Consider the following 19,637-nt stretch of genomic DNA (forward strand, 5'->3'; position numbering starts at 1 on the left):
ATTATGTTCAATTCCTTTTAATCAATAATGTTGTTGTGTGGTTCGTTTTTTCGTCATTGCGAGGAGCGAAGCGACGTGGCAATCTCATGATGAAATAATAACAAACTCCTGAGATTGCTTCGTCAATTACTTCGTAATTTTCCTCGAAATGACGGGAAAACCGGTCCACGCAACAATGCCTCCTCTCAATGACGATGTTTACTTTTGACTAAGTGTGTCTTTTATTGTAAACACCTGTTCTTTAGGATCTGCTACTCCTAAAACTTTCTTTGCTTGTTCTTCTAACATATCCTTATTTAGCGATTCCGTTCGGAGTAATTTGACGTTATGTTCAAGTTCTACTCTTTCTGCTCGTAAGCCTTTTAGTTCATCATAAGCTTTTTCAAGCTGCCTATTTACTTTTAAATATGCAATAATCCCTTTGTTACCATATATGCAATGAAAAACAAAATATCCAAGTAGTAAAGCTAAAAAGATATTTAAAATTATTTTTTTAGAATGATTATTTAAATGTAATAAATTCATAAGCATCATAGTATCTTACGATTTTTACTCGATGTCATTCCCGCGAAAGCGGGAATCCAGTAAAAATTTAAGAAATTCAAAAGATTATAAATATCTATCAAAACCTTTAGTAAAAATAAAAATTTTTTGAGGTTTCTATATTTTCTGGATTCCCGCTTTCGCGGGAATGACACCGGACAGGTCGTATCATTCATAAAATATTACTTATAAGAAACAATACCGGAGCAGTTAGAATAATACTATCAAATCTGTCTAGCACTCCTCCATGACCGGGTATTATATGACCGCTATCTTTAATATTAAATTTTCGCTTAAAATATGAAATAAATAGATCACTTGATTGAGCTATTAATGCTAATATATAACTAATTATAAACAAATAAATTTTATTTGAAAAATAGTAATTTTCAATATGAAAGTTTGGTATAAAACTAACTAATACCGCAACCAAACCTGCTGATAATGTTCCCGTAATCAGACCGCTCCAAGTTTTTTTAGGACTGATTTTTGGAGCAAGTTTTGCTCCTTTAAAAGTTTTGCCGCCAATCATTGCAAAACTATCTACCGACCAAATTATGCAAAAATAAAGCATAATAAGCCATCTATTGGTATCTTCCATACTTAAAAATATTAATAGGCTTATAGGAATCGGAATAATAATTAGCCCGATTAATAGATAAGGAATAGAAGAATAGGTCATATTATACCATTCACTTAACATTCCCATACCCACTAATATCATTAGAATATAGAATAAAGGCTTAAACCATAATATAGCTATAACAAATAACGGCACTAAAACTATACCGGACAGGATTCTTAAATATATATTTTGTTTATCTTTTGCCAAATGTTCTTTTCCTTTTTGAGTAATCATTTATAGCTTCTATTATATCATCTTTATTAAAATCGGGCCAATATTTGAGTGAGAAATATAATTCAGCATAAGCTGCTTGCCAAAGCAAGAAATTACTGATGCGATAAACCCCACCCGGTCTTATTAATAAATCTACATCCGGCATTTCAGGGTCATATAAAGCGTGCCCTATATCGCTTTCACTTATTTCTTTTTTACCGCTTGCAATAATTTTTGTGCAGGCATCAACTATTTCTTGACGACTTCCATAACTAAAAGCTATACAAAGAGTTATTTTATTATTATTTTTTGTTAATTCTATAGCATTATTTATTTGTTTTTGCAATGAGCTACTTAATAAATTAAGCCTACCTATTACTTTTATTTTAACGTCGTTTTTATGTAAACTGTTTAATTCATTTTTTAAATAAATACTTAATAATTTTATTAAGAAATCTACCTCCGTGCTTGAACGTTGCCAATTTTCGGAAGAGAAAGTATATAAAGTTATATAATCTATATTAAGGTTAATAAACTCAGGCAGTAATTCACGAATTTTATCTGCTCCTGCTTTATGCCCTTCAGATTTTGTTAAGTTATGTCGATCTGCCCAACGAGCATTACCGTCCATTATTATTGCTAAATGTTTTATGTTAGTCATTATTTTATATTTTAGATGTTGCTGCATGGGTCGATTTTTCCGTCATTGCGAGCGGGTACTGTTACGTGGATACTAAAACCGTCATTGCGAGGAGAGGCAAAGCCTCGACGCGGCAATCTAGGAAAATATTAAAAAAATTCTGTAAATCAGAATTTTTTACTGGATTGCTTCGTCGAATTACTACGTAATTCTTCTCGCAATGACGGAAAATCAGTCCACGCAACAATGCCTCCTCGCAATGACGATTTGGTATCTACACGGAAATGACATCGGCGTCATATTTTAGGTATTTCGATTCTTACCGATAACCCGCCTAAATCCTTGCTATCTTCTAAATAAATAGAGCCTTTATGATCGTTTATTATTTCTTTAGTAATAGCAAGCCCAAGTCCTACATTACTTGCATTATCAAGCTGTCTTGCTTTATCCGATCTATAAAACGGTTTAAATACAAGATGTTTTTCCGTATCATCTATACCGATACCATTATCCTCAATAATTATAGCTACGGTAGATGGATTATCTGTCAAAGATATTTTAATTTTAGTTCCATATTTTATAGCGTTACCGATTAAATTAGACAAGGCTCTTTCAAAAGAATTCGGTTTAATTTGTACTTTTGAATTATCTATATTATTAAGTTTTATAAATTCAATATCTATATGTGACCATTTGTTTAAAAAATGTTCTATCCAAGGTAATAATAAAATTTCTTCAAATTCTTCTGTACTTTCACATTTAGCAAAATCTAAATAAGAATTTATCATTTGCTGCATAGTTAATATATCTTGTTTTAATCCTTTAATTTCTTCACTTCCTTCCATCAATTCAAGTTGTAGCTTCATTCTTGTTAAAGGAGTTCTAAGGTCATGCGAAATCATAGCAAGCATAGTGGTTCTTTTAGTAATTTGTTTTTCAATACGGGCTTTCATTTTTAAAAAAGCAAGCCCTGCTTTTCTTATTTCTAAGGCTCCTGAAGGTTTGAAATTTTTGCCTTTTAAAACACCTCGACCAAATTTATCCATGCTATCCGCAAGAGTGAGTATTGATTTAATTTGATTTTTGGAGAAAATAATAGAAACAGAAAGTAATATAACAGTTAAAGATATAATCCATAAAACAAATATATATACTGTAGGATTAAGTAGTAATTTTGCAGGAAAAGTAATATATAATATTCCATCTTTTAATTCTAAAAATACTTCGATTTTATTTTCTTTATTTAGTTTAACTATATTTTTTTCATGGATTTTTGTAGCTAAAATATTTTTAAATATAGTTAGAGGCTCACTTAATTTGGGTTGTTTTATAGATAACTTTTTATTAAGCTGAAATTGATAAGATAAATTAAGATAATTTTCCGATAAATGGGTTATCTCTCTTGAATTATTTCTATGTTCTTTAATCAGTGATTCTATTTCATTGATAATAATAGTACTAGTATAATATGAAACATTATACCAATGACGATCGTAAAACAAAAATATAGCAACGATTTGCCCTATTAAAATCGGAATGATTATAATGAACATAAATCGTACAAATAATGTTCTCGGTAATAATTTAGATATAAAGTGCATAGCCCTCATTACGCACGGTTTTTAAATATTTCGGCTCTTTTGGATTATCTTCTAGTTTACTTCTTATTCTTGTAATTTGTACGTCGATAGAACGCATACTAAGCCCGCCCATAATTTTTGAAAGTTCAAAACGACTAGTAGATTTACCGGAATTTTTTATTAATATCTCAAGTAATTTTTGTTCGGTAGAGCTAAGAGATATGATTTGATCGTTCTTAGTGAATTCCTTTGTATCAAAATTATAGAAATTATTGCCGAATTTAATTATATTCGTTTCTTTTTTAAAGTTATTATAATTATTAATTAAATTATTTATCCGAAGTAATAATTCTCTCGGTTCAAAAGGTTTAGTTATATAATCAGAGGCACCGGCTTCAAGTCCTTTAACACGGTCATCGGCTTCCGATAAAGCAGTAAGCATAACTATAGGAATATTATTACCGGCATCCCTTATAGTAGTAGCAAAATCAAGTCCTGTTATTTCAGGTAACATAACATCTAAAATAATTAAATCATAATTAGAAGTTTTTAATAGATTTTTAGCTTCTATGACTGAGCTTGCCGTTGATACTAAAAACTCGTTTTTATTTAAAAACTGCTTTAAAAGTGCTAATATTCTGCTATCATCATCAACGATTAAAATATGTGCTTTGTATGTATGCATGTATACTCATTTAATTTGAAAAATTGGTATTAATTTTTCCGTCATTGCTTGTGTGGATAACGAATCGTCATTGCGAGGAGCAAAGCGACGTGGCAATCTCATGAAATAATAACAAACTCCTGAGATTGCTTCGCCGAATTACTACGTAATTCTTCTCGCAATGACGGGGCAACTGATCCACGCAACCACGCTACTCGCAATGATACTTTAATATAAATATAGGTTAATGACAATGATAAAACTAGAGCAAATTTTTTGGCATGTTTGGATTAATGGTGATTTAGTTCCGTATCAATTCGCAAGGATTCATGTTTTAACTCATAGCCTGCATTATTCAGGATCGGTATTTGAGGGTGAGAGAGCTTATAACGGCAAAGTTTTTAAACTAAAAGAACATACGGAAAGATTAATAAAATCAGCAGAAGCATTAGGTTTGAAAGTACCTTATAGTGTGGACGAGATAATAAAAGCTCATGAACTTGTAATAAAACAAAATAATATTAAGGATGCATATATAAGACCGCTTATTTGGTGCGGAGACGAATCGCTAAATATTACTAATCCTGATTTGTCTACTAATCTTTTGATTGCCGGTATTCCATCAATGCCAAGGTCTTTTGAGAAAGGTATAAATTTGCATGTAAGCCGCTGGCGTAAAGCAATACCTGATAGCACCCCGGTACAATCTAAATCCGCCGCTCAATATAATATGGCAATAACGAGTAAAAAAGAAGCTAAAGCTCTTGGCTATGATGATGCATTATTACTTGATTATGAAGGATATATTGCTGAATGCACTACAACAAATATTTTCTTTGTTAAAGATAAAACATTATATACTCCAATTGCCGATAGATTTTTAAACGGTATAACAAGACAGACTATTATTGAAATTGCAAAAGATTTAGGTCTAGAAGTAAAAGAAGAGCGTTTGAAATTAGAGCAAATAGAGAATTTTACCGGATGTTTTGTTACAGGCACGGTAATCGAGGTACAAAATATTGATTCTATAGATTTAGGCAATAAAAAGATTACTTTCGATGATCATCAAATTGCAGATCGTTTGAAAAAAGAGTATGGGTGTATTGTTAGGGAGTAGGAAAAGCGTCATTGCGAGGAAAAACTGTAAGTTTTGACGAAGCAATCTCAGGACATTTGACGAGATTGCTGCGTTCCCTATGGTTCCTCGCAATGACAAATTAATAAAAAAATAAAAAACAATGAATAACATATTTAAAGGTTTAATTACCGCAGCTATAACACCTTTTAAAGATAATAAGTTAGACTTATATGCTTTAGAGAGAATTTTAAAACATCAAATAAAGCATGAAGTCGATGCAGTATTAATTGCAGGCTCAACCGGAGAAGGTAGTAGCTTAAGCTTTGAAGAATATAAGTTATTACTGCAAACTAGCGTAGAAATCGTTAATAAGCGTATTCCTATAATAAGCGGATGTTCATCAAATAATACTGCTTATGCAAGAGAGCTTGCAGCGGAATCTACAAAAATCAAGGTTGATGGTTTTATGGCTAGTCCGCCATCTTATGTAAAACCTACTCAAGAAGGGATTTATAAGCATTTTGAAGCATTACATGAAGCGTGTAATCTACCTATTATATTATATTCAGCTCCAACTAGAAGCGGAGTAGATTTTTCTGATGAGACGATATTGAGGCTTAGCGAGCTACCGCGTATCTTAGCATTAAAAGATTGCGGCGTAGATTTAGAACGTCCATTGCGGATTAGAGCAATAGTTAAAAAGGATTTCAACATTTTAACCGGTAACGATGAAGTAGCCTTAGCTTTTAACGCACAAGGCGGGGTAGGGTGGACTTCCGTAGCTTCTAATATTGCTCCCGATATGTGTAAAGAGTTATTGGAGAAATGGAATAAGAATGACACTAAAGGAGCATTAGAAATCCATCAGAAATTACTGCCTTTATATAAAGCATTATTTGTAGAGTCTAATCCGATTCCGATAAAATATGCTGCATATTATTTAGGTTTATGTGAAAATGAAATTAGACTACCATTAACTGAAGCAAGCGATAGTGCTAAAAAACAAATTGAAAACATTATAACATCACTATCCATAAAATTATGACCGAGTATAAGAAAGTTATTGCACAAAATAAGAAAGCCCTTTTTAATTATTTTATTGAAGAAAGATTAGAAGCAGGTATTGTATTAAAGGGTAGTGAAGTACAGTCTCTGCGTCAAGGCAAAGCTTCTATAGAGGAAAGCCATGCGGCAGATACCGGGCATGAGGTATTTTTGTATAACTGCCATATTGCGGAATATGAAAAAGCGAATAGATTTAATCATTCTACTCGTAGACCTCGTAAATTATTGTTGCATACTAAAGAGATAAAGAAAATTATCGGTAGAATTAGAATAAAAGGCTATACGCTAGTAGCTCTTTCTATGTATTTTAATAAAAAAAATAAAGTGAAAATTGAACTTGGTATTGCTAAAGGTAAGAAATTACATGATAAAAGAGAATCAATTAAAGAAAAAGATTGGAAAAGAGATCAGAGCAGATTAATAAGACAGAAATAAGCGTCATTGCGAGAAGGCGTTGTTGCGTGGTTCAATTTCATCTCTGTCATCCCGTGGCTTGACCACGGGATCCAGTTAAAAATACTAAAATTATTAGTATTTTTTATTGTTTTTGCTGGATTGCCACGTCGCTTCGCTCCTCGCAAGGCTTTGTTGCGTGGATATCGATGTCATTCCTGCGAAAGCAGGAATCCAGTAAAACCGACAAAAAACTTGTTTTTTTAGGTTTATTTTGTCAAGATTAAGACTATTTTTTCTGGATTCCTGCTTTCGCAGGAATGACATAAAGAGCATTTACCGGTCCACGCAACAATGCCTCCTCGCAATGACGATTTCAAGCAAAAACAATCTAAAATTTTTAAAAAAGGTATTTATGCAGCATATTATAGGTAAAATATTGGTTATATTTGTAGTTGTTATAGGAGTTTTATTTGTTTTCAAAACAATGAAAACTTATTCTACAAATCCGGTTTCCGTTGAGGTTAAACAAAGCGAGGAGGCAAAGAAATGTGAAGAGGAAAGAGTCCAAGAAATAATCAAAGATTATTTGCTTAAAACTCCGGAAATAATAATAGAATCAATAGAAGGCTTGCAAAAACGTAAAGTACAGGAAAATGAGACTAAAGTTAATAACTATCTAAAAGATAATAAGTTAGGTATTGAAGATAGCACAAGCTTTCCTATTATAGGAAATAAAGACGGTGATATAACAATAATTGCTTTTTATGATTACAATTGTTCTTATTGTAAAAAAGGCGATGTTTCTATAAATGAATTATTGCAAAACGATCCAAAAGTTAAAGTTATATTACGACCGCTACCTATCCTTGGAGATGCTTCCGAATATCTTGCAAGAATAGTTTTAGCCGTTTATAAGGTTAATCCAAGTAAATTTAAAGCTGTTCATGATGAACTGATAAAAATAAGAGATGTTTCTAAGGAATCTATAAAAGAATTATTAACCGAGAATGGCTTAAATGCTACGGAAATTGAAGAAACTGCCGATAGCAATGAGATTAAAGATTTAATTACTCAAAATATGAAAATAGTTAGAAGCCTTAGAATCCAAGGAGTACCTGCGTATATAATTGATTCAAAATTAATACCCGGGTTAATAGATTTCCCACAGTTACTAAATATAGTTAAAGAAATTAGGGATAATAAGAGTTCTTAAGAAACTTGGAGGGGCTTGGTGTTATTGCATGGCTCGTTTTATGTCATTCCCGCGTAGGCGGGAATCCAGTAAAGTAAAGCTTTAAAAAAACTATGTAATAAAAAATCTTTAATTTTAAAGATTTTTTAATATGGATCCCCGCTTTCGTGGGGATGACATCGAGATTTTTTTAAAAAATGTCCGATATTATAACCTTAACCACGGGGTCCATAAAAACAATAAAAAATACTAATAATTTTAGTATTTTTAACTAGATCCCGTGGTCAAGCCACGGGATGACAGAGATAAAACTGATCCACGCAACAATGCCTTGCGAGCAGCCGTAGGCTGCGTGGCAATCTCGCCGAATATCTCGAGATTGCTTCGTCAATTACTTCGTAATTTCCTCGCAATGACGTTAAAATCGATCCACGCAATAATAGCTTTTCATATAATGATTAGCCTTTATTCAGTAAATCTAACATAGTTTTACCGATATCGGCAGGGGATCTAGTGATAGTTACGCCGGCACTTTGTAGAGCTTCAAGCTTATCTTCGGCACTTCCTTTTCCTCCGGCAATAATAGCACCGGCATGCCCCATTCTTTTACCGGGAGGTGCTGTAATACCTGCAATAAAGCTAACAATAGGCTTCTTGATTTTTGATTGCTTGATAAACTCGGCTGCATCTTCTTCTGCATTACCGCCGATTTCACCAATCATAATAATTGCTTTTGTTTCATCATCTTTCAAAAACATATCAATACAATCAACAAAATTAGTGCCGTTAACAGGATCGCCGCCTATACCGACACATGTAGATTGTCCAAGTCCTACGGCTGTTGTCTGTGCTACTGCTTCATAAGTTAGAGTACCTGATCTTGAAACAATACCTATCGTTCCTCTTTTATGAATATGCCCAGGCATAATACCGATTTTACATTCACCCGGTGTGATAACTCCAGGGCAGTTAGGACCGATTAATCTAGTTTTAGAACCGACTAAAGCACGTTTTACTTTCACCATATCAAGTACCGGAATTCCTTCCGTTATACATACTACTACTTCAATTTCGGCATCGATTGCTTCTAATATCGAATCAGCGGCAAAGCCGGGCGGAACATATATAACGCTTGCATTTGCACCGGTTTTTGCTTTTGCTTCATGTACGGTATTATATACAGGTAAATCAAGGTGAGTATGACCGCCTTTGCCGGGTGTAACACCGCCAACCATGTTAGTGCCGTAAGCTATCGCTTGTTCAGAGTGAAAAGTTCCTTGTGAACCAGTAAAGCCCTGACAGATAACTTTTGTTTTTTTATTTATTAATATTGCCATGTTAAATAATTTTTATTGTTTTTATTTTGTGTAATTGTCATCGTCATTGCGAGCAACTGAAGGCGTTGTTGCATGGATCATTATTATGTCATTCCCGCGTAGGCGGGAATCCAGAAAAATAACTTCAAATATCAATATAGAAGTTATACATTTGATAAAATAAACCTAAAAAAACAAGTTTTTTATAGGTTTTACTGGATTCCCGCCTACGCGGGAATGACATAAAAGCCACGTAAGTACTACGACTGCTTAGCTCATGACGGTTATCTACCGTATCGCTTCAACTATTTTATTTGCAGCATCTGCTAAATCATGTGCCGGTATTATTTTTAAACCGGAATTTGATAAAATTTCTTCGCCTTTTTCAACATTTGTACCGGCTAAACGAACTACTAACGGTACTTTTATACCGATGTCTTTTGCAGCTGCAATAATCCCTTCCGCTATAATATCACAACGCATAATACCGCCGAAAATATTAACTAAGATCCCTTGCACTTCTTTATCGGATAGAATTATTTTCAAGGCTTCTTTTACACGCTCACGATCAGCCCCGCCGCCAACATCTAAGAAATTTGCAGGTGACGCACCGTAAAGCTTAATAATATCCATAGTAGCCATAGCAAGACCGGCACCGTTAACCATACAGCCGATATTACCGTCCATTTTTACATAGCTAAGTCCTGCATTTGCGGCTCTAGTTTCTAAAGGATCTTCCTCATCGTGATCACGCATTGCCGTAATATTTGGATGTTTGAATAAGCCGTTATCGTCAAAAGTGATTTTTGCGTCTAAAGCGAGTAAATTTCTGTCCGTTTGTACAATTAACGGGTTGATTTCAATTTGTGCCGCATCAGTTTCAACAAAAGTATGATAGACTGATTTTACTATTTCTTTCATCTGTTTTGCTTGGTTATCCTTAAAGCCTAACTCATAAGCTATGCCTCGCATATGAAAATCTTGTAAACCAGTTGCAGGATCAACAGAAAATTTAACAATTTTTTCCGGAGTTTTTTCTGCTACTTCTTCAATATCAACTCCTCCTTCGGTAGAAGCTATGAAAGTAATACAGCTAGCTGATCTATTAAATACGATACTGAAATAATATTCTTTTAAAATATCACAACCTGATTCAATATAAAGACGGTTTACTTTTTGTCCTTGAGGTCCTGTTTGATGTGTTACTAAATTAATACCAAACATGTCATGAGCAACTTTTTTGGCTTCTTCTTTACTCTTAACAACCTTAACACCGCCTGCTTTACCTCTGCCGCCGGCGTGTATTTGTGCTTTAACCACATATACTTCCGTATTTAACTTATCTATGGTTTCGTTAATCTTTTCGGTTTTCGTAACAACGAGGCCAGTGGAAGTAGGTACGCCGTATTTTCTTAAAATCTCTTTTGCTTGATATTCATGAATATTCATTTTAAATAATTTATTTGAATTGTTATTAATTTTTATGGATAAGATGCATTCTTAACTTCTCGTATTATTTCTCTATCAAAGCTTATAAAACTATTAATACTGTTTACTTCCCCTTCAGCAATAATCATATAATCAGCAAAACCTGCTTTCCCTTTAATGTACTTCTCGGTTGCAGATATTATTACTTCTTGATTGCCAACAACAAAACCGGAATTATCAATAAGATTCATAACTGCTTCATAAATTTCTTGCCGAGTAAATTTTTTAACTTTTAATATCCACACAAACTCAAGTATTGCATATGAAGAAATAAAAACTTTATGTTTAGCATTATTTTTTAGAAAATTTTGAGCAGCCTTAGACTGTATCTCGTCGTCTTCAAGGAAAGTACGAGTTAAAATATTAGTATCAATTCCTATCATTTTCTATAACCGCAATACTTATAGCTTCATCTATATCAGCCGGACCATTTTTGGCTTTGTGTTTACCTTTGCCAAAAAAACTGTAAATATCCTTTTTTATAGGAAACAGTTCTAAGGTTTCATTTTTTTTGTAATTAATTATCAACTCAGAGCCTGAGTGTAAACCAAGTTTATTTCTGATATATTTAGGTATAACTACCTGTCCTTTCGATGAGACTATTACTCTAGCACTTTTGCTCATAATACTAATATAGTAAGTTATATGATCTTACTTTGTATATAAAACACAATTTATTATATGTCAATAAGTTTATAATTAGGTTACTCATTCCACATCCTCTTAAGTACGTTATCTTTTCTAATAAAGTGGTGATATAATGCAGCTAGTATATGCAAAATAATTAAGGCAGTAAATAACAAAGCAGCTTTTTTATGGATTTTTTTAAAGATTTTGGCAAATTGTAAATCTTGAGCAAAAGAATTTATAGTAAACAAACCGTAAAAATCAATATGATGATTTGATAGGATAGTCAAAAGCCGCTTATCGGCATTAATAATATTAAAAGATATAGCAAATTTATATTAATATTAGCGGCTTTTTTCTGCCAATTCGGTAAATCAGTTGGTAATAAAACATTAGCATTATAGAACTTCCATAAAAGCCTTATTATTACTAAAGATAAAACAACTATACCGGTTGCTTCATGTATCCCGTATAATTGCCATTTTAGAGGCGGTTCTATATAATTATCCATTAAGAAACCAACAACGAGCATTACTATAACTATAATACTCATGATCCAGTGGAAAAATTTTGCAATTAAGCCGTAAGAATTTTCAGTATTTGTCAGTAGCATGATAGTACTCTATTTATGTTATAGCGTCATTGCGAGGAGCGTAGCGACGTGGCATCTCATAAAGTAGTATAGTATAATTACTGAGATTGCTTCGTCAAAACTTGCAGTTTTTCCTCGCAATGACGATTTGGGAGTCATACAGACTGCTTGCAATGACATGAAGGTTCTAATTCCCAATTGCCGTATCTATAATCTTTTCTGCCTCTGTACCGCTAATTTTTTCTTTATCATTCAGAATGAGATTAGCATTCTTTAAGTCATCTCCTATTGCTTCCGCTCTTCCTTTTAAAATCTTAGCTAAAAACTGCTCGGCAAGAGCGTAATATGAGATTCTGTTACCTGGTTTTGCAAAGCCGTGTCCTTCGTCTTTATAAAGTGCATAAACTACCGGTATATGCTTTGCTTTCATGCTATTTACAATCTGTTCTGATTCTGCCTGTACAACTCTCACATCGTGAGCACCTTGTGCTATAAATAAAGGCTTTTTGATATTATCAACAAAATTAATCGGCGATCTTTGCCTTAAAAACTCTTTTTCTTCTTCAGTATCCCAAAGTCCTATACGTGTTTTATATATACTTAACAATGGTGTCATATAAGGAGCTTTAGATTGCACATGAGTTAATAAATTAGACATACCAACAACGTCAACACCGCAAGCAAATATGTCAGGGGTCATGGTAAGACCGACAAGTGTAGCATAACCACCATAACTTCCGCCCATAATACAAACTTTGTCAGAATCAACTATATTATTCTTAATAGCCCAGTTAACACCGTCAATTAAATCGGTGTGCATTTTACCAGCATATTCTAAATTACCGGCGTTTAAGAAATCTTTCCCAAAACCGGTAGAACCACGGTAATTTATACTTAAAACTGCGTAACCACGATTTGCAAGCCATTGATGCTCAGGATTGTATCCCCAGCTATCACGAACCCACGGTCCGCCATGAACATTAATTATTAGCGGTACTTTTTTATCAGGAATATTATTTTCATCAAGTTTTACATCATTTGGAAAAGTGATATAGCTAACTAAATCAAGCCCGTCACGTGACTTGATAATTACCGGTATCATCTTAGCAAGATTATATTGCTCAAGTTCTTTACGATTAGTAAATAAAAATTCGGCTTTTTTATTTGCCCTATCATATTTATAATATTTCACCGGTGCATTATCAGCCATATAAGCAACAATCCAAATTTTATCGTCTAGCGTCCTACTATTAATAATTAAATCACCGCGATCGAGAGCTTGCAAATATTTAATATCATCTTCAATATCTTTATCTAATATCTTGTATGAAACTCTATCATAATCTATAGATACTGCTTGCGGAGTTTGCTTTGTGGGATGAACTGTAAATAAGCCAATATCGGCTTTTGAATCTTCAGCTAATATTTCTTCGTTGCCTGTAGCGAGTGTTATCGCCTTAAGAGCTGAAGTATTGCGGTTACGCCCCTCAAGCATATAAAGAATTTCGCCGCTAGCATCAAAACCGAGTATAGAAGTATTGAAAGAATCTTCCATTGAGATTTTAGTATATAATTTAGGTTCGCCGTCTTTTAGTTCATAATATTCAACAGCTCCGTCTTTATCTAGTAAACTACCGAATCTTAAATTTAAATTTTCATCGACTACGCAATCAGTAAATCTATCATTTTTATAAATTAGTTCTTTTTCTAGAGTATCTAGATTTAACTTATAAATATCGAAATATTCAGGATTACGCTCATTTAAATATATTAATATCTCATTTGGCTTTTTATAACTCACTCCGGCTATACCGGCTTTAACACCTCTTTCAGGAGTAAGTAGCTTTGACTCTTTCGTTTCTATATTATAACTGTAGATTCGGTCATTTTCATCACCGTTAAAATCTTGGGTATATAAAATATTTTTATTATTATAAGCTTTAGCATAAGACCAAATACCACGTCCTTTGTCATGGGTTATGGCTTCTGCTTTACTAATATCATCTGAGGGGGCTAGCCAGATATTTAATACACCGTCTTTCGGTGCAATATATAGAATATATTTGCCGTCGTGGGTTAGAGAAACCCTTGCTTTATCAGGGTTACCGAATAAAACTTTTCTTGGGATTATTTGATTGTTATCCGTTATCGTTTGCTTTTGAAACATAAAAATACCGACACTTATTATTAATATAGTGCCTATAATATAGAAAATTTTACTCATTACTAATGGTTTGTTGTGTGATTTAGAGGAAATTGCATGGCAATTGACGAAGCAATCTCAGGACTTTGGCACGAGGTTGCCGCGTCGCTTCGCTCCTCGCAATGACGTAGAATTTTATTTACACTCTCTCAATATTGCTTAAAAACCAATCAACTTCTTTGGTATTAGCATTACGTGTAAATGTCCATTCTTCTTTTAAATCTTCAATTTTGTCAACTACATTTTTACCTTGAAATAGTAATTTAATAAATATGTTATTACCGAACATGTAAATTTCTGAATATTTTGCACTTAAAGCCGATGAGTCAAAAAAATCACCGTAAGACGGTGTTATTTTTTCAAATTCTTCCAAGTATCTTTTATCTATCAGTTCAGATAATTCTTGAGTGTCTTTTTTATAAGCAGCTTCTATAATCATTTGAAAAGCAGTTTTAGCATTATTTATAAATTTAACCGGGTCAAAGGAATAAAGGCGTTTATGTACTTGTTCCATTCCATCTACGACCGCAGTTATATTATGTTCCACTATTATATCTTTAAAAGCTTTAATATCTTGGGCTGTTGGAATGTTTTTTTCTTCTTTATTAGATTTAACTGTACTGTAAGTTACGTCCTTAATAACCGGTTCGCCAAAATAAGATTTTTGCTTTGTTTGTTCCTCTTCTGAAGTAGAACCGAGAGTCGTAATTAATTTGTTGATGATGTAAAAGGCAATAACGGCAAAAATTAATAACTCTATTATTTGAGGAGACATTTTCTATTTATTTTTATTAAAAGATTATTCTTATATCTTAATATAAAAAAATAATCTTTTAAAGTTATTTAATAAAAATAAGGATTTATTTTTATTTGAGTTATACTTAAAGTTTAAAAAATAACTAAAATATCTTGATTATTTTAATTATTATGATATTATTGTTTTCAATGATTGAGTTTATCCCCTAGCACCTATATATTTTTTAGCAACTCTTCCACTTTTATAGCATTATCAAATCCGTGATCATAATGAAATCTTATATCAGGCGAGAATTTCATATTTATTTTATTAGTAATAAAATTTCTGATAGCATTTTTAGAATTATTTAATGCATCCATAATTTCATCTATTGTTAGTTTAGTATTAAAAGGCAAGAAATAACAATTAGCTATTTTTAGATCAGTAGTAACTATAACTTTCGTAATAGTGAGAGGACAATCAAAAAGTCTGCTATCCAGCATTTTACCACGTCTTAGAATTTCGATTAATGCTTCATTTATAATGCTTGCTAATTTTTGTTGTCTATGAGAATTAGTTTTGGTTAATTTTTTCATGAGTTAAAATATATACAATTCTAGAGCATAATAGCATGCTTTTGCCAAACAACCAATACCTAAAAATTTTAGAAATTTTGTTTTAAAAAAACCAGAGAATAAAGAAATAAAGCATTCCCAAAAAGGAAAGGTCATTAAGAAAATTATAAATATCTCATATTTATAATATAATTTTGTTAAATTTTTATGTCTTAAGATACTTTGTTCGTTTTTGGAAGCATAAAAGATATTTAAAACTATTCTTCCAAAAATATAATTGACTGCATTACCGCTAAGAGAAGCACAAATAGCTACTAACAGCATTATTAAACTATTATAGCCCCCAAACATTTTCATAGAATGAAATATTAATTCATTCTGAAAACCGATAACAAGATTTGAGACAAAACTATCAACGAATAATAAACTATATGCTTCAAATTGATTCATAAATGTAATATATTGAATTTTGATTATGTATGTTGTATTGCTCGATCCTTTTGTCACCCCGTGGCTTGACCACGGGGTCCAGAAAAAAATAAAAAAGACTGGATACCGTGGTCAAGCCACGGGGTGACAAAATAGCACCATACCACAACCCTTACTATCTAACACCAAAATAAAGTAACCGGCAATGAAAAAGCAAATTATTTATCCTGATTTTATAGCACGAATTTTTTCTACAGCACTTGATTTATCATTATTTGCCTTTATAGCAATTCCAATATCACAATTTTGTTCTTTTAATTTATTATGGTTGTTCTTTAATGATTATTTCCTTAGTAATAACATTAATCTTCATAATTCCAATGAAATGTTTAACTCTGTTATGAATCAGGAATTTTATGAATATCTTAAAGCAGGGAATTTTAATAAATATATTTTGTTTAATATTTCAATTTTTGCTACTAATATATTAGTAATAGGCTCATATTTCGTAACGCTTTGGTATTATAAAGGTGCAACGCTTAGTAAAATGTTTTTACGTATGAAAATCGTAGATGCCGTAACATTAAATCGTCCGACTTTAAAGCAGTTAATTAAAAGATTTTTAGGGTATATGACTTTTCCTATAGGTATTTTTTTCATACTTTTTTCTTCTAAAAAACAAGCATTGCATGATAAGATAGCCGGAACAGTCGTTATTAAGTCTTAATATATACTCGCTGAATTTGAAAAATTGGCTACGTTGTTTTTTGCTTTTAATCCTCACGTACTAGTATGTACGCTGCGGTTAAAAGCTTCAAAACGCCTTGCTCTTTCCAAATTGAGCTTCGTATTGTATACCAACTCTTCATTTATAATGATATATACTCCGACTATGAATAAAACAAATGATAATGATATAGACCAGCTAATTTATCTTTTTTCCAAATTGCCTGGGCTTGGTAGTAGGTCGGCAAGACGTATAGTGCTTTATCTACTACAAGACAAAGATGTTAGGTTAAAAAGCCTGATTAATAACCTTGTAGAGATAGATAAGAAAATAGTAAAATGCGAGATTTGCGGTAATATGGATACGGAAAATATTTGCTGTATTTGCTCTTCTGAATATAGAGATAAATCGGTTATTGCTGTTGTTGAAACCGTAGCTGAACTATGGGCAATGGAGCGTAGCGGTAATTTTAAAGGTTTATATCATGTACTAAGTTATAATTTATCGGCAGCTAGTAGGCAAAATCCTAGCATACTTCGGTTACCTGAACTACTTAAAAGATGTTTTGCAGAAAATATTAAAGAAGTTATTATTGCTACTAATTCTACTTTAGAAGGTCAAACTACTGCGTATTTTATTACTGAATATTTAAAAGAACATCCTGCCAAAATTTCTCGCCTAGCTAGCGGTATACCTATCGGAGGTGAACTTGATTATTTAGATGAAGGTACCTTATCTGCCGCTATTAACCTACGCCAACCTTTTGAGTAAAATATTAATAAATTTTAATAAAATGTTGACAACTTTATTAAAAATATTTAACTTTTAACCTCTATTATTAAAAAAGAGGTTTTATGCAAGATTTTAAGATTAACTCAAAATCAGTTCTTCACATGGTAGCTCAAATTAGAGCTAAACAATTAGCAATTAGAGATGTGCAAAATAAAGAGCAAGATGCTATAGTTAAGGCATGGGAAGAAAATGGCATTGATAAAAGCGGTGAGATAACAGGAAAGGAAATTATCCAAGCTTTAGAGGATTTTTATAACAAAAGTAAATCAGTAAATGACTATTTAAAAAAACAAGATGTAAATGATATAGATTACCCTATAAAATTTAATAAAACTGATTTGCAGTTAAAAATGGCTTTAGGTTATGCAAAGCAGCAAGAGGATAATTTAATAGATCAAATAATAAAAGGAAAGTTTTATAGTGGTTTATCAAACGAAATAAATTCTAATGAATTACCTGTTTTATAATCTGATAGCACGGTATCGTTTTGGGGGAATGAGAACTCTTCTGTTAGTTCTGTGTTACTTGAAAGTATTGCCCAAATACTTGATATTGAGCCGATACCGTTGGTAGGAGCTGCCACCGGTTATAAATTTTATAATTCTCAATATGAGCTGCCGAAAGAGTTAATACCGGAAGACTATCATTTTGTCGGCGAAAAAGGTATGCTACTTTTTGGAGATTATCAATATGGCGGACATCGTTATTTTAAAGATCAATTAGTGTTTGGACCTGAGGATTGCTCAAGTAGCGTGGGTAAAGCAACTTATTTACCTACCGAGCAGATAAAAAGTATAACTACAGCTCAAATGAGAGAAAATCATTCTAAATATGGTTATGAGTTAGTTGCAACTTTAAATGATATAGATCAAAAACAATTAGAATTAATTGAGCCGGGTGATATTTATCTTTATAAAACTCATTGTGCAATTATTGCAACTAAACCTGACAATACAGCAGAGATTACTACACTACAGTTTTCAAGAGATATAGATAGAGAAGAAAAAAAGCTTTTAGGCGGCGGAATTTATGGTTACAACTTAATTGACAAAGTTAAAGAAGATTCAATTAGTCCTATTTATATCTTACGTGCAAAAAATTTAGAACCGCTGCATGCAGAATCATCTTTACCGTATTTCTTAAGTAAAATAGATGCAGAATATATAAATTTATATCCTGAAGGTCCTAGTGAAGAAGTTGTAGGAGACTGCAGAATGTTTTTTGAAACTCAAGAGCAAGCATAACTTTAATCGGGTTTGTTGTGTGGATAACTAAGTTGTCATTGCGAGGAAAAACTGTAAGTTTTGACGAAGCAATCCAGTAAAAAATTCTGATTTACAGAATTTTTTTATTATTTTTCTGGATTGCCACGCAGTCTACGACTGCTCGCAATGACGGGGGAGTATCCACGCAACAATGCCTCCTCGCAATGACGAAAAATTTTATAACAAATCTTGGTGAAATTCTAGATGATGTTCACCGGCGAATTTTATTACATCATTATGATTCCCTTGATGATCAAAATTTATCAGTAATTCACCTTGTTCGTTTGAGTGTAATATATTTGTGAATAAACGTTGGTCCCCATCAATTTTAATTTCAACTGCTTTTTTACCGATAAATTTAACGCCGTTATCCCCTTGTTGTCTATATATTATACTTTTTTTTAAGGCATTTACAAATTTATCCCATTGATTCTTATCTAGTTTTTCTTGTAATTTTTCACTAATTCTTCCATAACATTCAAGTCCTTGATATTTGCCTAAAGGAGTAGTGTTATTACTTGTAATTTTTCCTTCTTTATTAACTTTCCAACTGCTATAACTAGGAATAACCTGCCGATAGTATGAAGTAAATGTGCATTTTTTATTGATTGATAATATTCATGAATTTCTATAGGATTTTGATTTTCATACTGCTCTAGCTCTTCTTTAAGTGATAATAAGCCAATATATTCCTGTATCTTTTCTTGATCATTAGCTAGCCTTGCAGCTGTGAGTCCATTTTCAATGGCTTCCTGATTTTTATTATCATATTGTAAAATTTCCTCAACTTCGTTTAAAGCTAAGTCGTATTTCTTAATTGCGATTAAACAAGTGATAATCTTATTAATTTTTTCTATAGCTTGTGCTTGTGAAAAATTAAGGTTGCTA

At 32.3% G+C, this 19,637-nt stretch carries 28 protein-coding genes and 1 pseudogene; 10 read left to right on the forward strand and 19 right to left on the reverse strand.

Annotated features, from left to right (window positions below; genetic code table 11):
• Positions 1–7 precede the first annotated feature (7 nt).
• The 7 genes from BN1174_RS10350 to BN1174_RS12420 form a co-directional block, all read right to left on the reverse strand.
• Positions 8–169, reverse strand: a complete 162-nt coding sequence (locus tag BN1174_RS10350) for a hypothetical protein (protein WP_156138544.1) — start codon at positions 167–169, stop codon at positions 8–10.
• A 29-nt stretch (positions 170–198) separates the two neighbouring features.
• Positions 199–534 carry an FtsB family cell division protein gene (locus BN1174_RS07190; RefSeq protein WP_040257668.1) on the reverse strand — a complete coding sequence of 112 codons (336 nt, stop codon included), beginning with the start codon at positions 532–534 and terminating at the stop codon, positions 199–201.
• Between the two features lie 181 nt (positions 535–715).
• A complete protein-coding gene (locus BN1174_RS07195; RefSeq protein ID WP_040257669.1) occupies positions 716–1,402 on the reverse strand; it encodes a phosphatidate cytidylyltransferase in 687 nt (228 codons plus the stop codon).
• Positions 1,362–2,069 carry a polyprenyl diphosphate synthase gene (gene uppS, locus BN1174_RS07200; RefSeq protein WP_197062063.1) on the reverse strand — a complete coding sequence of 236 codons (708 nt, stop codon included), beginning with the start codon at positions 2,067–2,069 and terminating at the stop codon, positions 1,362–1,364. The genes BN1174_RS07195 and uppS overlap by 41 nt, the downstream gene beginning before the upstream one ends.
• A gap of 248 nt (positions 2,070–2,317) precedes the next feature.
• On the reverse strand, positions 2,318–3,622 hold the full coding sequence (locus BN1174_RS07205) for a sensor histidine kinase (protein WP_040257670.1): 1,305 nt from the start codon (positions 3,620–3,622) through the stop codon (positions 2,318–2,320).
• Positions 3,606–4,286 carry a response regulator transcription factor gene (locus BN1174_RS07210; protein ID WP_040257671.1) on the reverse strand — a complete coding sequence of 227 codons (681 nt, stop codon included), beginning with the start codon at positions 4,284–4,286 and terminating at the stop codon, positions 3,606–3,608. Before BN1174_RS07210 ends, BN1174_RS07205 begins: the two co-directional genes overlap by 17 nt.
• A gap of 98 nt (positions 4,287–4,384) precedes the next feature.
• A complete protein-coding gene (locus BN1174_RS12420) occupies positions 4,385–4,519 on the reverse strand; it encodes a hypothetical protein (RefSeq protein ID WP_269379095.1) in 135 nt (44 codons plus the stop codon).
• Here BN1174_RS12420 and BN1174_RS07215 point away from each other — a divergent pair.
• The 5 genes from BN1174_RS07215 to BN1174_RS07230 all read left to right on the forward strand — a co-directional run bounded on the left by BN1174_RS07215 (position 4,513) and on the right by BN1174_RS07230 (position 8,020).
• Positions 4,513–5,385 (forward strand): branched-chain amino acid transaminase, encoded by an 873-nt coding sequence (locus BN1174_RS07215; protein WP_040257672.1) that lies wholly within the window; start codon positions 4,513–4,515, stop codon positions 5,383–5,385. The two genes, BN1174_RS12420 and BN1174_RS07215, sit on opposite strands and share 7 nt — an antisense overlap.
• 121 nt (positions 5,386–5,506) lie before the next feature.
• Positions 5,507–6,391 (forward strand): 4-hydroxy-tetrahydrodipicolinate synthase, encoded by an 885-nt coding sequence (gene dapA / locus BN1174_RS07220; protein ID WP_040257673.1) that lies wholly within the window; start codon positions 5,507–5,509, stop codon positions 6,389–6,391.
• Entirely contained in the window at positions 6,388–6,846 is a 459-nt protein-coding gene (gene smpB / locus BN1174_RS07225) for an SsrA-binding protein SmpB (RefSeq protein WP_040257674.1), read from the forward strand. Before dapA ends, smpB begins: the two co-directional genes overlap by 4 nt.
• Before the next feature lie 6 nt (positions 6,847–6,852).
• Positions 6,853–7,071, forward strand: coding sequence for a hypothetical protein (locus BN1174_RS11035; protein ID WP_197062092.1), 219 nt, complete (start codon positions 6,853–6,855; stop codon positions 7,069–7,071).
• Between the two features lie 148 nt (positions 7,072–7,219).
• Positions 7,220–8,020 carry a DsbA family protein gene (locus BN1174_RS07230; RefSeq protein WP_040258120.1) on the forward strand — a complete coding sequence of 267 codons (801 nt, stop codon included), beginning with the start codon at positions 7,220–7,222 and terminating at the stop codon, positions 8,018–8,020.
• A gap of 263 nt (positions 8,021–8,283) precedes the next feature.
• Here the strand turns inward: BN1174_RS07230 and BN1174_RS12425 are convergent, their stop codons facing one another.
• The 9 genes from BN1174_RS12425 to BN1174_RS07265 all read right to left on the reverse strand — a co-directional run bounded on the left by BN1174_RS12425 (position 8,284) and on the right by BN1174_RS07265 (position 14,246).
• Complete coding sequence (locus tag BN1174_RS12425; RefSeq protein WP_269379096.1) at positions 8,284–8,412, reverse strand: hypothetical protein; 129 nt, start codon at positions 8,410–8,412, stop codon at positions 8,284–8,286.
• Positions 8,413–8,457: 45 nt separating this feature from the next.
• Entirely contained in the window at positions 8,458–9,336 is an 879-nt protein-coding gene (sucD, locus tag BN1174_RS07235) for a succinate--CoA ligase subunit alpha (RefSeq protein WP_040257675.1), read from the reverse strand.
• Positions 9,337–9,603: 267 nt separating this feature from the next.
• Positions 9,604–10,764: an ADP-forming succinate--CoA ligase subunit beta gene (gene sucC / locus BN1174_RS07240; protein WP_040257677.1), complete on the reverse strand. Its 1,161-nt coding sequence runs from the start codon at positions 10,762–10,764 to the stop codon at positions 9,604–9,606.
• Between the two features lie 32 nt (positions 10,765–10,796).
• Positions 10,797–11,186 (reverse strand): PIN domain-containing protein, encoded by a 390-nt coding sequence (locus BN1174_RS07245; protein WP_040257679.1) that lies wholly within the window; start codon positions 11,184–11,186, stop codon positions 10,797–10,799.
• Positions 11,173–11,427 carry an AbrB/MazE/SpoVT family DNA-binding domain-containing protein gene (locus BN1174_RS07250; RefSeq protein WP_040257681.1) on the reverse strand — a complete coding sequence of 85 codons (255 nt, stop codon included), beginning with the start codon at positions 11,425–11,427 and terminating at the stop codon, positions 11,173–11,175. Before BN1174_RS07250 ends, BN1174_RS07245 begins: the two co-directional genes overlap by 14 nt.
• An 80-nt stretch (positions 11,428–11,507) precedes the next feature.
• Positions 11,508–11,720, reverse strand: a complete 213-nt coding sequence (locus BN1174_RS12430; RefSeq protein ID WP_039595026.1) for a cytochrome b — start codon at positions 11,718–11,720, stop codon at positions 11,508–11,510.
• Positions 11,717–12,043, reverse strand: coding sequence for a cytochrome b (locus tag BN1174_RS12435; protein WP_269379097.1), 327 nt, complete (start codon positions 12,041–12,043; stop codon positions 11,717–11,719). Before BN1174_RS12435 ends, BN1174_RS12430 begins: the two co-directional genes overlap by 4 nt.
• Positions 12,044–12,061: 18 nt before the next feature.
• Positions 12,062–12,202: an RND transporter gene (locus BN1174_RS10365; RefSeq protein WP_231555846.1), complete on the reverse strand. Its 141-nt coding sequence runs from the start codon at positions 12,200–12,202 to the stop codon at positions 12,062–12,064.
• A gap of 7 nt (positions 12,203–12,209) precedes the next feature.
• Positions 12,210–14,246 carry a S9 family peptidase gene (locus BN1174_RS07265; RefSeq protein WP_040257683.1) on the reverse strand — a complete coding sequence of 679 codons (2,037 nt, stop codon included), beginning with the start codon at positions 14,244–14,246 and terminating at the stop codon, positions 12,210–12,212.
• A 10-nt stretch (positions 14,247–14,256) separates the two neighbouring features.
• On the opposite strand from BN1174_RS07265, the gene BN1174_RS12440 reads away from it, so the two are divergent.
• Complete coding sequence (locus tag BN1174_RS12440; protein WP_269379098.1) at positions 14,257–14,388, forward strand: hypothetical protein; 132 nt, start codon at positions 14,257–14,259, stop codon at positions 14,386–14,388.
• On the opposite strand, the gene BN1174_RS07270 is transcribed toward BN1174_RS12440, so the two are convergent.
• The 3 genes from BN1174_RS07270 to BN1174_RS07280 all read right to left on the reverse strand — a co-directional run bounded on the left by BN1174_RS07270 (position 14,365) and on the right by BN1174_RS07280 (position 15,986).
• Complete coding sequence (locus BN1174_RS07270; protein ID WP_040257685.1) at positions 14,365–15,000, reverse strand: Tim44 domain-containing protein; 636 nt, start codon at positions 14,998–15,000, stop codon at positions 14,365–14,367. The two genes, BN1174_RS12440 and BN1174_RS07270, sit on opposite strands and share 24 nt — an antisense overlap.
• A 194-nt stretch (positions 15,001–15,194) precedes the next feature.
• Positions 15,195–15,557 carry a 30S ribosome-binding factor RbfA gene (gene rbfA / locus BN1174_RS07275; protein WP_040257687.1) on the reverse strand — a complete coding sequence of 121 codons (363 nt, stop codon included), beginning with the start codon at positions 15,555–15,557 and terminating at the stop codon, positions 15,195–15,197.
• A gap of 3 nt (positions 15,558–15,560) precedes the next feature.
• Complete coding sequence (locus BN1174_RS07280; RefSeq protein ID WP_040257689.1) at positions 15,561–15,986, reverse strand: YqaA family protein; 426 nt, start codon at positions 15,984–15,986, stop codon at positions 15,561–15,563.
• Between the two features lie 184 nt (positions 15,987–16,170).
• On the opposite strand from BN1174_RS07280, the gene BN1174_RS07285 reads away from it, so the two are divergent.
• From BN1174_RS07285 to BN1174_RS12000, 4 genes and pseudogenes are all read left to right on the forward strand, one after another.
• The gene (locus BN1174_RS07285) at positions 16,171–16,692 is read left to right on the forward strand and encodes an RDD family protein (RefSeq protein WP_040257691.1); all 522 of its coding nucleotides are present in this window, start codon (positions 16,171–16,173) and stop codon (positions 16,690–16,692) included.
• 165 nt (positions 16,693–16,857) lie between these two features.
• Entirely contained in the window at positions 16,858–17,463 is a 606-nt protein-coding gene (gene recR / locus BN1174_RS07290) for a recombination mediator RecR (protein WP_040257693.1), read from the forward strand.
• 83 nt (positions 17,464–17,546) lie between these two features.
• Positions 17,547–17,951, forward strand: coding sequence for a hypothetical protein (locus BN1174_RS11995; protein WP_231555847.1), 405 nt, complete (start codon positions 17,547–17,549; stop codon positions 17,949–17,951).
• 12 nt (positions 17,952–17,963) lie between these two features.
• Positions 17,964–18,728, forward strand: a pseudogene (locus BN1174_RS12000) (RP439 family protein); the annotation flags it as partial.
• Positions 18,729–19,637: the final 909 nt, after the last annotated feature.

Origin of the sequence: Rickettsia hoogstraalii, from assembly GCF_000825685.1 — a bacterium.
Lineage (GTDB): Bacteria > Pseudomonadota > Alphaproteobacteria > Rickettsiales > Rickettsiaceae > Rickettsia > Rickettsia hoogstraalii.

What these genes read in the sequence shown, in the direction of transcription:
- BN1174_RS07190 (WP_040257668.1), bottom strand. Translation starts at nt 534, where the DNA reads ATGATGCTTATGAATTTATTACATTTAAATAATCATTCTAAAAAAATA.
- BN1174_RS07195 (WP_040257669.1), bottom strand. Translation starts at nt 1,402, where the DNA reads ATGATTACTCAAAAAGGAAAAGAACATTTGGCAAAAGATAAACAAAAT.
- uppS (WP_197062063.1), bottom strand. Translation starts at nt 2,069, where the DNA reads ATGCAGCAACATCTAAAATATAAAATAATGACTAACATAAAACATTTA.
- BN1174_RS07205 (WP_040257670.1), bottom strand. Translation starts at nt 3,622, where the DNA reads ATGCACTTTATATCTAAATTATTACCGAGAACATTATTTGTACGATTT.
- BN1174_RS07210 (WP_040257671.1), bottom strand. Translation starts at nt 4,286, where the DNA reads ATGCATACATACAAAGCACATATTTTAATCGTTGATGATGATAGCAGA.
- BN1174_RS07215 (WP_040257672.1), top strand. Translation starts at nt 4,513, where the DNA reads ATGACAATGATAAAACTAGAGCAAATTTTTTGGCATGTTTGGATTAAT.
- dapA (WP_040257673.1), top strand. Translation starts at nt 5,507, where the DNA reads ATGAATAACATATTTAAAGGTTTAATTACCGCAGCTATAACACCTTTT.
- smpB (WP_040257674.1), top strand. Translation starts at nt 6,388, where the DNA reads ATGACCGAGTATAAGAAAGTTATTGCACAAAATAAGAAAGCCCTTTTT.
- BN1174_RS07230 (WP_040258120.1), top strand. Translation starts at nt 7,220, where the DNA reads ATGCAGCATATTATAGGTAAAATATTGGTTATATTTGTAGTTGTTATA.
- sucD (WP_040257675.1), bottom strand. Translation starts at nt 9,336, where the DNA reads ATGGCAATATTAATAAATAAAAAAACAAAAGTTATCTGTCAGGGCTTT.
- sucC (WP_040257677.1), bottom strand. Translation starts at nt 10,764, where the DNA reads ATGAATATTCATGAATATCAAGCAAAAGAGATTTTAAGAAAATACGGC.
- BN1174_RS07245 (WP_040257679.1), bottom strand. Translation starts at nt 11,186, where the DNA reads ATGATAGGAATTGATACTAATATTTTAACTCGTACTTTCCTTGAAGAC.
- BN1174_RS07250 (WP_040257681.1), bottom strand. Translation starts at nt 11,427, where the DNA reads ATGAGCAAAAGTGCTAGAGTAATAGTCTCATCGAAAGGACAGGTAGTT.
- BN1174_RS12435 (WP_269379097.1), bottom strand. Translation starts at nt 12,043, where the DNA reads ATGCTACTGACAAATACTGAAAATTCTTACGGCTTAATTGCAAAATTT.
- BN1174_RS10365 (WP_231555846.1), bottom strand. Translation starts at nt 12,202, where the DNA reads ATGTCATTGCAAGCAGTCTGTATGACTCCCAAATCGTCATTGCGAGGA.
- BN1174_RS07265 (WP_040257683.1), bottom strand. Translation starts at nt 14,246, where the DNA reads ATGAGTAAAATTTTCTATATTATAGGCACTATATTAATAATAAGTGTC.
- BN1174_RS07270 (WP_040257685.1), bottom strand. Translation starts at nt 15,000, where the DNA reads ATGTCTCCTCAAATAATAGAGTTATTAATTTTTGCCGTTATTGCCTTT.
- rbfA (WP_040257687.1), bottom strand. Translation starts at nt 15,557, where the DNA reads ATGAAAAAATTAACCAAAACTAATTCTCATAGACAACAAAAATTAGCA.
- BN1174_RS07280 (WP_040257689.1), bottom strand. Translation starts at nt 15,986, where the DNA reads ATGAATCAATTTGAAGCATATAGTTTATTATTCGTTGATAGTTTTGTC.
- BN1174_RS07285 (WP_040257691.1), top strand. Translation starts at nt 16,171, where the DNA reads ATGAAAAAGCAAATTATTTATCCTGATTTTATAGCACGAATTTTTTCT.
- recR (WP_040257693.1), top strand. Translation starts at nt 16,858, where the DNA reads ATGAATAAAACAAATGATAATGATATAGACCAGCTAATTTATCTTTTT.
- BN1174_RS11995 (WP_231555847.1), top strand. Translation starts at nt 17,547, where the DNA reads ATGCAAGATTTTAAGATTAACTCAAAATCAGTTCTTCACATGGTAGCT.